We start from the raw sequence: 12,091 nt of genomic DNA, 5'->3' as shown, positions 1-12,091 counted from the left end.
TCAACAATAGAATATTAACTTAAATTTGGCTAACAAAAATTGGCTAACTTTAGGGAAGGCAAATGGTGCGCCACCAGTTTCACTGGTTCTAGTGGGTTCGATTCCCACCCCGAAATTTTTTATCTCTTAGTGATGTTTACTTGAACATCACACAAAAAATTTCGAGGGTGGATTCGACATACCACAGGTCCGGTCTGTCCTCACATTGGAGGCGAAACTGATGCTAAAAAAGCGTGAACTTCAAGATTGTCAAGCTCTTTATGATCTTATGGTGCACCCAGATGTCTTCCCATTTGTGCGTCAAAAAGCATATTCATATGAAGAGTTTTTATTTATAACAAAGCAAACGATTGAGGCAGAAGAGCGTGGTGAATTGATTTCACGTACCATCTTAGATGAATGGGGCTCTCCAATCGGTACAATTAACCTATATGATATCGAAGATAATGCAGGCTTTCTTGGAACTTGGCTCGGTAAGCCATTCCATGGCAAAGGGTATAACCAAGCTGCTAAGGATGCATTCTTTTCAGAACTGTTTTATGAGCTTGAAATTGAAACGATTTTCATGAGGGTCAAGAAAGTAAATCTTCGTTCTACCAAGGCAGTTCAAAAGCTACCTTTTGTCACTTCTGCAAATGAAACGAGAAAGACTTTGCTCGACCAGTTAAATGCTAATGGTGATATTTACAATCTCTTTGAAGTTTCCAAGGATTTATATACAATGCATACGCTACGAGTTGGACATATAACTGAAGAAGAACAATTGAAAGAGGCATAACCCGTTTTTTTAAACGGGTTTTTTGTTTGGATTTTTTTGGGATGGTTAAAATAATAGTACATTACTTAGAAAGTGAGGAATTTATCATGGCAAAAGAAAAAAGACGTGACAATAAGTCAAAAAGTACATTAAGCAGTATGCAAGAGGTTGTCTATTCTAGAGAATTTAAACTAGCAGACCAAGCTGGTGGCTACACTAAAAAACAGGCTCGTCACTAAAATTACATACAAATTTCCACTTATTAAGTTGATTCTAAAGGTCATCCTAATAATTGAGTAGGTTGAAATTGCAACCTCTCCATTAATGTAGGGGTGGTGTCTGACAATGGGAAGAGCACAAGGACATAAAACACGTGATAAAAACAAGGCAAGCTTACCACAGGTTCCAAAGAACATGAAATCTGATGGTCGAGATGTAGAGTTCTCACGTGAACTTGCTGACCAGGACGATTTAGAAGCTCTAGCACGTTCAAATGCAGCAGATGCCAGAGCAAAGGAACGAAAAAAGAAATAATCATTAGTTAAGAAACCGAGGGATTTGGTCCTTCGGTTTTTGTTTGTTTACTCACCTCATTATTACCTCCATGTTACAAAAGTATATTTTTGGTACAGTACAAACTTAACGAACATAGAATGAATCGATTACTCATTTTTTCATGGAGGTGAATGAAATGGAGTATCCAATTACAAGAGATTATATTCGTTTTGGAAATTCACGTTCAGGACAAAAAGTTTCAAAAGTACGTTTTATCGTAAGTCATGATACAGGTAATCCTGGTTCCACTGCGTATGGGAATCGAAATTATTTTGACCGCTCCCAGCCGAGTGCATCTGCCCACACTTTTATTGATGATAAATATGTATTAGAAATAATCCCACTTACCGAAAAGGCATGGCACGTTCGCTATAATATAACTGCTGATAATGAGCGTTTCGGCGATGATGCGAATGATGCGGCAATTGGAGTTGAGCTATGTCATGGTGGGAGAATCAATTTCCAAGAAGCATATAAGCGATATGTTTGGTATCATGCCTATTTGTGTGACAAGTTCAATTTAGACCCGAAAAGACATATAGTGGCGCATAGTGCCTTGGATCCATCTAGACGAACAGATCCTCAAAATGCGCTACGCCCACATGGTATTTCTTGGGAGGAGTTTATAAATGATGTCCAAGAATCATATAACCGTGATTTTAAAGGGATTCCTACAAGCAATCCGGCACCTGTAGTTGCTGGTGTTTCAACAAGATTGCCGATTCGTAGAGGGAATACAGGTCCTTTTGTTAGGGAAATACAACAAGACTTGATTAAAGCTGGTTTCCCCCTACCACGCTATGGCGCGGACGGTAGCTTCGGTGCTGAAACTGAGAATGCAGTCATGCGATTCCAGAAACGATATGGATTAGGTGTAGATGGACTAGTTGGGCCAGCTACTTTAAGTAAACTTGAAGAAGTTATTAAACAAAACAATTCAACTGATGAAGAGTTTCCACTTCCAGACGGAGTATGGGGACGAGGGGACAAAGGTGAAGAAGTTCGCATGATTCAACGTGCACTAAAACACATTAACTTTGACCCAAAAATGATCGATGGTAGCTATGGTCCTTTGACCGAAGATGCCGTTCGAAGATTTCAATCGATGTATGCTGCACTTGCAGATGATGGCATTTACGGTCCACAAACAAAGAAGTATATACAGATGGAAATTAATGATATGTAACCCACTGGTTTCAGTGGGTTTTATTCATTTTTTCTAGTGACAGTATTTTTGGTTTAGTGACAGTATTCTAACCAAAGGAACTGTCATTACTGTTTATTAAGCACTTTCCAAACCTCTTCATATACTTTTTTCAATGGAATACTGTTGTTTTCTGCTATTTTGCGACAATCCTCATATTCTGGAGACCTTTGAATCGCTTCTCCTTCGAAGATTCCTTCTTTTACTGTTACTTTACCCCATTTTGTAACAACCTCGGTAAATGTTCGCTGTAGTCGATGGACGGTTAGTGGATAGTATCTCAAACCAAGCGTTGTTGTTTCCGTAAATAAAATTTCCTTCATCTTACCCAATTTCTGTTTGGTGCATAACAGTTGTAATAGCACCGCTGGTCGATTTTTCTTCATATAGATTGGTGTGTAGTAGACGTCATTAGCACCTGCATCGAATAATAAATCCATAACATACCCCAACCATTCACCCGACATATTATCAATATTTACTTCAAGTTTGATCATCCCGTCATCAATATGCTCATGATTAGGAGCTAACTTTTTATCCATCTGGACCTTCCTTCCTCTCAAATTCATTATCGCTAGTATATCATTGGAAATCAAAAATAGCCCACGTATTAGGTGAGCTATCCATAATGAATCCTTAATGTTACTTTTTAGAACTCAAAGTATTCTTTTGCATTATTATAGCAGATTCCTTTTACAACATCGCCTAGTAAATCCATGTCGTAAGGTACCTCTCCATTTTCAACCCACTCACCGAGTAAATTACAAACCAAACGTCTGAAGTATTCATGTCTTGTATAAGATAGGAAGCTTCTAGAGTCTGTTAACATACCAATGAAACGGCTGAATAAGCCAAGGTTTGCTAGCGCCTTCATTTGCTCAAGCATACCCTCCTTTTGATCGTTGAACCACCAAGCCGTTCCAAATTGCATTTTTCCAGGCTTACCTCCACCTTGGAAGTTACCAATTGTTGTGCCAAGGATGTAGTTGTCATTTGGATTTAGAGAATAAAGAATTGTTTTTGGAAGTGCATCTTCACTATCTAATGCATCCAATAATTCGTTTAATGGACGTGCTATTTCTCCCTCATTAATGCTGTCATAACCAGTATCAGGTCCTAGTTTGCTAAACATTCTAGAGTTATTATTACGTAGTGCATGAATATGTAGTTGCATCGCCCAGTCGCGTTTTGCATATTCTTTGCCAAGGAATACAAGTGTATATGATTTATACTTAGTTTCATCTTCAACTGAAACCTTTTCACCCTTAATTCCTTTTTCAAATACTGCTGCAGCTTCTTCCTTCGTTGTATGTTCATACATCATTGTGTTAAGCGCGTGGTCAGATACACGTCCTCCAAGCGAATGGAAGAATTCGATTCTATTTTCTAATGCTGTTAAGAAGTCATCGTAGCTTGAAATCTCAACACCAGATACTTCACTGAGTTTTTTCACCCAACCTACAAACGTTTCTTGGTTAATTTCTAAACCTTTATCTGGGCGGAAACTTGGTAATACTTTGACATCAAAGCTTGTATCTTCAGCAATAAGCTTGTGATATTCAAGTGAATCGGTTGGATCGTCAGTTGTGCAGACTACTTCAACTTTTGATTTTTTAATTAAATCCCTTGCACCGAATCCTTCGCCAGTAAGCTTATTATTCACTTTTTCCCAAATTGCCGGTGCAGACTTTTCATTTAAAATCTCATGAACATCAAAGAAACGTTGGAGTTCTAAGTGTGTCCAGTTGTATAATGGATTGCCGATAGTCATCGGTACTGTTTTTGCCCAAGAAATAAACTTATCATAATCAGATGCATTACCTGTTACAAAATCTTCTTCGATTCCGTTAGCTCTCATCGCTCTCCATTTATAGTGATCACCATACAACCAAGCTTCTGTAATATTTTTGAAGGTTTTGTTTTCGTAAATTTCTTGCGGACTTAAATGACAATGATAATCGATGATCGGCATATCTTTCGCGAAATTATTGTACAGAGTAACTGCAGTGTCATTTGACAATAAGAATGTTTCATCCATAAATTTTTTCATGTTACTATAACCTCATTTCTATTTAATAGTTAGTTAGAGTAATCCTACAAAATTAACTTAACATAAATTGCATAATCTTATTCTTAGGTATTCTCGAAAGCCAGTCATATGTATTTATCAATCACCCCATATTTAGAGATTCATTTAAGCTTCAAAAATATCCTATGATTATAATAGAAGAATAAGCCCCTTAACTTAATAGCTTTCACTAAGTCAAGGGGCTTATATCGTTTACAATTTATTTAGTTCGCAATTTTTTCTTCTTTTTTAGTAGTATTCTTAGATTTTTTCTCAGCTATTGTCGCTTGGATTTCTTCCATTTTCTCAGCACTTAATTCATAACGGCTCATAATTAAACCAGAAATAAGTAGTGCTAGAGCTGGAATACCGAACGCTAAGATAATTGTTACTACTTTAAGTTCAGGTGTTAACACATCTGTAACAGATGGGAATGCATCTTTAAAGCCGATTAAAGCGACTGCAAAACCAACGATAGCAGGTGCTAAAGAAGTGATGAGTTTATCAATAAAAGAGAACAATGTTCCAATCATACCTGGTACATATCTTCCAGATTTTGAAGTTTCATAATCCGATACATCTGCGATCATTGGATTAACTAGAGTTGACGGTACTTGTCCAAAGCCCATTGCCATAGTGTATAGAGCAATAAATAGGACTGTTGCAATTCCAACGTTACTCATTGAAATGGATGAACCATCAATTAACACAAACATCGCAATTAGTGCAACGAATGTACCTAATGCAATCCATGTTGAGAATAAGAACGCTTTCTTCATACCTGTTTTTCTTGCCTTTGCTACTGCCCAGAAAGTAATTAATAGCGTTGGAACAATTGTGATCATTGAAATTGTACCACTTAATGCATAATCACCAATCAAGATACCGAACAACATAACGACTACTACAGCGTGACGTAAAAGTGAGAATGCTAATTTGTCAACGGTTACAGCAGTAACTAATTTTAACAATGGCTTATTGTTTTTTAAGATTGGCCAGAAATCACGGAATTTTGTTTGTACTGTATCCTCAGCCAATCCGAAATATTCCTTCTTGTCCTTACTAGAAAGTCCAATTACAGCTAATACTGTAAATACACCCGCAAGAATGATTGCAAGAGTATTTAATTCTGTAAATAATGCCATATTGAAATCACCGTGTTTTTTCACAAGGTAAGACGCTACATAAACTTGTCCACCAGTGAAAATCAATGTGTTGTAAACGCCATCAAAGATTGCGAATAAAGGACGTTGTTTTGGATCATTTGTTAAAACTGTTTGTGCTGCTTTTGTTACAGACGTTTGACATGTATATCCGATAATATGAACCGCATAAATTAAGATAAAGAACAATAGTCTAAACGATTCAGGTACTAGATGAGTTACATTATACATTACAAGTATAGAAGCGGCTAGAATGATGTTTCCGATAACCATAAATGGTCGGAACTTACCAAACTTACCTTCCGTCTTATCAACTAAAAATCCTACGATTGGATCTGTGATACCATCAAAAATTCGCATTGCCATTAAGATTGTACTTACTACAACAACCGCAATACCTGCAACTCCAGCTGCATAATAGGATACAAATGCCAAGATGAACATATATAAATTCGTTGCGGTATTATTTAATGCGAAGAAACCAATTTCCCAAAGCTTTGCTTTGTTGTATTGCTGATTATTTACAGCTGATGTTGCTGACATATTTGTAACCTCCCTAGCGTATTAACCGCTTTCAAATGGTTTATTATTTTTCTACTAAACAAACTAACTACAAATCTATTCGCTATCCACCGTTATTGGATAGTTTATAATTTGTTTGGCCAACAAATTAACTTTATAAACTTATAATATATGAAACCGCTTTTATATACAAGACTTTTTTCTACAAATTTTTTATATTTTTTTCGATGTGAAAAACTAGAAAATGTTTATAACCGAGATAAAAGCAAAAGGACTGCCCTAGTTGGTACAGTCCTTTTTACTATTTACATTTTTACATCGCGATTGTATTGTCTTTTCCTTTAGACTTTGCAGTTGCGATATTTTGCTGAACACCTTGCATTGTTTTGCTATCAAGTTTATAGAAGTGCATTGTGATGATTGAAATTAATAAGCATAATGCTGGTATTCCAAAAGCTAAGACTAATGTAGCTGTAAATAATGGTGTTGTTAAAGCATCGTTTACAGTTGGGAATGCATCCTTAAAGCCGATTGACGCTACCACTAGTCCGACGATCACTGGTGCAAGTGATGATACCAATTGATCAATAAATGAGAAGATTGTACCGAACATACCTGCTACATAGCGTCCAGATTTAGAGGTTTCATAGTCCGATACGTCCGCAATCATAGGAACTACTAGAGTGGTAGGTGCACCTCCAAATGACTGAGAAACGATACGAAGCACCATGAACACAATTGCAGCAAAACCAATTGACTCCATAGAAATAGCAGTAGTTGGGTCATCTAATAATAAGAAAAACGGGAAGAATGCGATTAGTGCAAACATACCTGCGTAAGCAGAAATTAAGTATGCTTTTCTCAAACCAGCTTTTCTCGCTAACCATGTTACAAAGAATGTAACGAATAATCCCGGAATTAAAATCGCTGCACTAATCGTACCACTTAACGCGTAATCTCCGAGTAAAATACCAAATAACATTACGGTAACAACTGATTCCCTCATTAAAGATGTTGCTAACTTATCAGTCGAAGCAGAAACTGTAAGTAATTGTAATTGGCGATTTCCTTTAATAACTTGCCAGTATTCACGAATAGATGTTGTTTCTACTGTATCTTCACCTAAACCAAAATACTCTTTCCTATCCTTAGAGGAAATTCCGATAACGGCTAAGGTTGTTAAAACGGCTGATAAAATAATAATTGTTGTTACAAGTTCAACGAATAGCGGCAGTGTAAAGTCACTGTATTTTGCAATTAAATAACTTGCCACATAAATTTGCCCGCCAGTAAAAAGCAATGCATTGTAAACGCCATCAAAAATCATATAAAGTGGTCGTTGTTTAGGATCATTTGTTAAAACTGTTTGTGCTGCTTTTGTAACGGATGTTTGGAGTGAGTATCCAATTTTGTGCACGATTAAAGCAAAAATAATGAACGCAATTCGTGTAGGTTCAGGTAATAAATGTGTGATAAATATTAAGATGACAGAAAGCATTGTTACAAAGTTTCCAATAATCATTAAAGGCCTGAATTTACCGAATTTAGATTCTGTTTTATCAATAATCCATCCAATTGTCGGATCAATTAAACCATCAAAGAATCTTGCGGCCCCAAGTAATGTACTTACTAACACAACAGCTAGTCCCGCAATACCTGCGGCGTAATATGATAAAAATCCAATTAAAAATAAATATAAATTTGTTGCGGTATTATTAAATGTAAAGAATCCAATTTGCCAAATTTTAGCTTTGTTATAATCAATTTCGTGGACAGTTGACATGAATACTTCCCCCTTAAAAATCTGCCTATTAAAATAGTAAACATTTCTCCCAATTTACATCCCTTTAAATAATTAGATTGCTATAATTTGTTCTTAATGTGAATTGAAGTTTTGTCATTTCATATTTGTCTAACATACAAACTAAATAATCAAAAAATTTAATTATTCAATATGAGTTACGCAAATCATCCTCCTTGCGTTGGTTAAACGCTTTCATTTCACTTCCAATTAGAATCAAAAATACAAATCTACTAAGGAAACCTTTTTTATTTCATTTGTTTCCTAGTCAAACTATCTATGTTTCTATAATAAATGTAAGCGTTTTAATTATCAATAGTTTTTTTGTAAATTTTCGAAAAATAATGTTATCATTTGGTTTTCTATAAATACGGCTAACTTCAGTCCACCTAAAATCAAAAATATATAAACAACATAGTCTTGAAACTACCCTAAATAAAAGAGGTACTAATTGTAAATACCTCTTTTCTATACAATGATTACTACTACTTAGATTTAACTTTATATTACCCTTTACTTTAATAATACATTACATATTTACTTTCGCTTCTCTATCTAACTTTGAAAATTTTAGAATTGCAATCCACATTAGCGCAAAAGCTAGTAAACTAATATTTAGAATGAAAGTGATTATAGGGATTAGCTTCATTACGTAGATAAACACACCTATACAAACTCCCATAATGAGTACTTGGATTGGACTAGCAAGAGCGATTAACATTGATTTTTTCAACACACCAAGCATTGGAACATTATAATGAGCGAAAAATGGAAATAAGAACAACAATGTCATACAATAGATAATCGCGAGCATCACAATTACTACACGACCAATTGAATATAGCCATCCATCAAACCCTGTAATAAGATCATAATAAAAATAAAGACTGAAGCCTATGCATACCATAATCCAACCGACTGCATTAGCTTTCATAAAATCCAGCTTATATTGCTTCCAGAAAACCGAAAAGACTGAAAACTCATAATCGCCCCTAATCCATTTCCTTACTACAGCAAACATCGCTAAGGTCGCTGGAAATATTCCAACAATAACCCCACCAAGCAGCGTTGTCATAGTCCATAAGAGCTGTAAATAGGCAAATTGCATAATCCATTCCATACCCCTATATATTGGTGCCATTCTTCCGTCTGTATCCATGCTGAAACCCCCACCATCAAATATTCGCTTTTTTACGTTTATAGGGAACCGCTAACCTTATATTTGTCCCTTTATTTAATTCACTAAAGATTTCAATTCCAAAGCGATGACCAAACAACAATTTTGTTCGCTTGGAGACATTTAGTAATCCAATTCCCTGGTCAACTTTTGGATGGAGCTCCTCGTTTTCTAGACGCTTACTAAGCTCTTCTAATTTCGTAGGACCTATCCCCATACCATTATCTATTACCGAAATATATAAAACATCTCCACTTACTTCCGCTTTAATTGTAATCTCAAAGTCCTCAGATATTCTATCAAAGCCATGTTCTATTGCATTCTCAACTAGTGGTTGTAGGCTTAATTTTACGACTTCTGTTTGCATTAACTGCGGCTCGATATCAATCGTTAATGAGATCTGCTTGTCCCATCGATGCTGCTGGATAATTAAAAAGCTCTTAATATGGGATAATTCCTTTTCGATTTTAACAACTTCAATGTTTTGAAGAGAATATCGAAACATATTCGCTAATGCTTCTGTCATCTCAGAAATTTCATCTTCTTCTTTCATGATGGCATAGGAATTGATGGTCCCTAACGTATTATATAAAAAATGTGGGTTAATTTGAGCCTGCAATGCTTGAAGCTCTACCTTTTGTTTCTCTAATTCTCTTTCTTGCAATAGTATTTTACCCTTTTGGTTTTCAAGCTCTACTTTATAGACCTGATCAACTAAAGTGGATAATCGATTTACCATTCTATTGTAATTACGAACTAAAGTACTGATTTCATCATGTCCCTCAGGTTCAGGTGCTAGTTTCCAATTGCCTTTCTCTACATATTTCATTGTACTTTCCAAGACGCGTATTGGGTTCACTATTTTCCGAATAAAATGTTGAGCTAATATGAGAGACAAGCATAACGCAATCACACCAAAAATAGCTACGGTTGTTCGAATAACTGAAATTGGCTCGAACAATGTTGTTCTCGGTACAGCTAATACCAGTTTCCAACCCGTAAATTCAGATGTTTTAAAATAGAAAAACGTATTTTGATGATTCCAAGTCTCATAGAAGTTTCCATTCGTTGTAAGAGCTAATTCACTCTTTATTGATTTTTTAATTTCTTTTCCGATATTCTCATAGTTTGGATGAAAAATGATTTTGTCATCTTCATCCACTATCATAAAGAAACTGTTCTCATATACTTCAATATTTTTCCATAACCTAATTAATTTGGATGCATTTAAATCTACCGCCAATATACCTTTCGTATCATACGTACTTGTTCCACGTATTTTTCTTGCTAATGTAATAACGAATTGATTATTCTCAACTCGGGGATAGGTGATAATTCTCCCGCTCTCCGGAGTACGTTCATGTAAATCCTGATAAAATTCGCGGTTCGGAAAAACACCTCTTTTTTCGATGGCCCGGATATAACGACCTGTTTCTTCCATTAAATATATTTGTTCAATCTCAGGACGTTGTGTAATTAATGCTGACATTTGACTCTGGATCTCGTAATGATTTAAATATCTTTCAAAACTAGTATTCTGAATTTGCTCTACAAACGCGCGAACCTCATCATTTGTTACAAGTGGTAGGGTAGCCAACTCATAATTATGTAGATAATCATCCATTTGGAAAGAAACATTATTTACAATTTGTTCGAAATTTAATGTGGCTTGTTGCTCTATCGTACTTGAAGCTTTTATATAGGTTGTAACGACTACTAATACTAATGAAGTAACCGTGATAATCGAAATTGACAGTAGTAGTCGTTGAAATAAATTCAATCTAAGATATAGGGATTTCATTATTTTATCTCCAATGTTGAAATATATTGTGAAGGAGATAATCCCGTGTACTTCTTAAATGTTCTTGTAAAATGTGGAAGGTCTTCATAACCTAAACTATTTGCAACTTCCGTTATTTTTAAACTGCCATTTTCCATTAGCTTCATTGCCTTTTCCATTAACAATCTTTTGCGAAACTCGACAAAGCTTGTTCCTGTCTCTTTTTTGAAAAGATGGCTAAAATAGGATGGGCTAAGTCCTAATCGGTTGGCTACATTTTCAAGAGATATTTTATGATTGAGATTATCTGTTATATACTCTTTCGCATATTCAATTGGATCTAGGAATTGACCCTTACGCTGTGTACGAATTTGCTCAATTAGAATAATACATTGTTCCTGAAAGCTTTCAATACTCGATTCCTTATTCTTCCCATTTACAGAAGAATCCTTGGCATCTATAAAAACACTGCCCCGATCATTAATTCGCTGAACAAGGTTGAAGTATAAATTATTTAAGGTATTTTGTAGATAACTAATTTCGATTTCTTTCGTTCTAAACGTGTCACACATAGAAGAAATGATTGATTTCATAGAATCTACGTCAAGTGTCCATATTGCTCCTTCAAGTTTCTGTAGATATTCATTTAGTTCATTCAGACTAATGAAATTGTTTGTTTGTTTTTTATGATTTTCTAAGAGTCTTTCTAGTGTTCGACGTGCACTTTTTTTCGATACTGGTTTTAATAGATAATCCATTACACCTAGAGTTATAGCTTTTTGGGCGTAGGAGAAGTCATCATATCCTGAGAGAACGACCCATTGGGTCTGACTGAGCCTTGTTCTCCATATATCAATTAGTGTTAAACCATCCATCCCTGGCATTCGAATATCAGTAAATACAATGTCAAACTCTTGTTCATTTAACAGCTTTTCAGCAACCGCACTACCATCTGCCTCAACGATTTCAAACTGTACATCGTCTACTTCAATATGCCGCAAAATATAACTGATACCTTTTCGAACTATCGGTTCGTCATCAATAACTAAAATCGAGATAATAAT

The 12,091-nt window shown here is 35.4% G+C and carries 11 protein-coding genes and 1 pseudogene; 5 read left to right on the top strand and 7 right to left on the bottom strand.

The window, feature by feature from the left end; translation table 11 throughout:
• Positions 1 to 220: 220 nt before the first annotated feature.
• The 5 genes and pseudogenes from CZ490_RS21940 (at position 221) to CZ490_RS22740 (ending at position 2,498) form a co-directional block, all read left to right on the top strand.
• On the top strand, positions 221 to 778 hold the full coding sequence (locus CZ490_RS21940; RefSeq protein WP_077620856.1) for a GNAT family N-acetyltransferase: 558 nt from the start codon (positions 221 to 223) through the stop codon (positions 776 to 778).
• 86 nt (positions 779 to 864) lie between these two features.
• Complete coding sequence (locus CZ490_RS21935) at positions 865 to 996, top strand: YfhE family protein (protein ID WP_077621145.1); 132 nt, start codon at positions 865 to 867, stop codon at positions 994 to 996.
• 106 nt (positions 997 to 1,102) lie between these two features.
• Positions 1,103 to 1,291: a YfhD family protein gene (locus CZ490_RS21930; RefSeq protein WP_077620855.1), complete on the top strand. Its 189-nt coding sequence runs from the start codon at positions 1,103 to 1,105 to the stop codon at positions 1,289 to 1,291.
• Positions 1,292 to 1,448: 157 nt separating this feature from the next.
• Positions 1,449 to 1,961, top strand: a pseudogene (locus CZ490_RS22745) (peptidoglycan recognition protein family protein); the annotation flags it as partial.
• Positions 1,962 to 2,027: 66 nt separating this feature from the next.
• A complete protein-coding gene (locus tag CZ490_RS22740) occupies positions 2,028 to 2,498 on the top strand; it encodes a peptidoglycan-binding domain-containing protein (protein WP_234987329.1) in 471 nt (156 codons plus the stop codon).
• A gap of 86 nt (positions 2,499 to 2,584) precedes the next feature.
• Here CZ490_RS22740 and larC2 read toward each other — a convergent pair whose 3' ends face one another.
• The 7 genes from larC2 to CZ490_RS21890 form a co-directional block, all read right to left on the bottom strand.
• Positions 2,585 to 3,058 (bottom strand): nickel pincer cofactor biosynthesis protein LarC2, encoded by a 474-nt coding sequence (larC2, locus tag CZ490_RS21920; protein WP_077620853.1) that lies wholly within the window; start codon positions 3,056 to 3,058, stop codon positions 2,585 to 2,587.
• Positions 3,059 to 3,165: 107 nt separating this feature from the next.
• On the bottom strand, positions 3,166 to 4,566 hold the full coding sequence (gene uxaC, locus CZ490_RS21915; RefSeq protein WP_077620852.1) for a glucuronate isomerase: 1,401 nt from the start codon (positions 4,564 to 4,566) through the stop codon (positions 3,166 to 3,168).
• 242 nt (positions 4,567 to 4,808) lie between these two features.
• Entirely contained in the window at positions 4,809 to 6,290 is a 1,482-nt protein-coding gene (locus CZ490_RS21910; RefSeq protein ID WP_077620851.1) for an MFS transporter, read from the bottom strand.
• 292 nt (positions 6,291 to 6,582) lie between these two features.
• Positions 6,583 to 8,052 (bottom strand): MFS transporter, encoded by a 1,470-nt coding sequence (locus tag CZ490_RS21905; RefSeq protein ID WP_077620850.1) that lies wholly within the window; start codon positions 8,050 to 8,052, stop codon positions 6,583 to 6,585.
• 547 nt (positions 8,053 to 8,599) lie between these two features.
• Positions 8,600 to 9,229, bottom strand: coding sequence for a YesL family protein (locus CZ490_RS21900; RefSeq protein WP_077620849.1), 630 nt, complete (start codon positions 9,227 to 9,229; stop codon positions 8,600 to 8,602).
• A 16-nt stretch (positions 9,230 to 9,245) separates the two neighbouring features.
• Positions 9,246 to 11,048, bottom strand: a complete 1,803-nt coding sequence (locus tag CZ490_RS21895; RefSeq protein ID WP_077620848.1) for a sensor histidine kinase — start codon at positions 11,046 to 11,048, stop codon at positions 9,246 to 9,248.
• On the bottom strand, positions 11,048 to 12,070 hold the full coding sequence (locus tag CZ490_RS21890) for a response regulator transcription factor (RefSeq protein ID WP_268762202.1): 1,023 nt from the start codon (positions 12,068 to 12,070) through the stop codon (positions 11,048 to 11,050). The genes CZ490_RS21895 and CZ490_RS21890 overlap by 1 nt, the downstream gene beginning before the upstream one ends.
• Positions 12,071 to 12,091 lie beyond the last annotated feature (21 nt).

The organism is Litchfieldia sinesaloumensis, assembly GCF_900156865.1.
GTDB classification, from domain to species: Bacteria; Bacillota; Bacilli; order Bacillales; family Bacillaceae_L; genus Ferdinandcohnia; species Ferdinandcohnia sinesaloumensis.
The sequence above is the reverse complement of the archived record's forward strand: the minus strand, read 5'-3'. Positions and strand labels throughout refer to the sequence as shown.

Bases quoted from the DNA above. Each gene is read 5' to 3' on its own strand.
- CZ490_RS21930 (WP_077620855.1), top strand. From the start codon at position 1,103: ATGGGAAGAGCACAAGGACATAAAACACGTGATAAAAACAAGGCAAGC.
- CZ490_RS21910 (WP_077620851.1), bottom strand. From the start codon at position 6,290: ATGTCAGCAACATCAGCTGTAAATAATCAGCAATACAACAAAGCAAAG.
- larC2 (WP_077620853.1), bottom strand. From the start codon at position 3,058: ATGGATAAAAAGTTAGCTCCTAATCATGAGCATATTGATGACGGGATG.
- CZ490_RS21940 (WP_077620856.1), top strand. From the start codon at position 221: ATGCTAAAAAAGCGTGAACTTCAAGATTGTCAAGCTCTTTATGATCTT.
- CZ490_RS21895 (WP_077620848.1), bottom strand. From the start codon at position 11,048: ATGAAATCCCTATATCTTAGATTGAATTTATTTCAACGACTACTACTG.
- uxaC (WP_077620852.1), bottom strand. From the start codon at position 4,566: ATGAAAAAATTTATGGATGAAACATTCTTATTGTCAAATGACACTGCA.
- CZ490_RS21935 (WP_077621145.1), top strand. From the start codon at position 865: ATGGCAAAAGAAAAAAGACGTGACAATAAGTCAAAAAGTACATTAAGC.
- CZ490_RS21900 (WP_077620849.1), bottom strand. From the start codon at position 9,229: ATGGATACAGACGGAAGAATGGCACCAATATATAGGGGTATGGAATGG.
- CZ490_RS21905 (WP_077620850.1), bottom strand. From the start codon at position 8,052: ATGTCAACTGTCCACGAAATTGATTATAACAAAGCTAAAATTTGGCAA.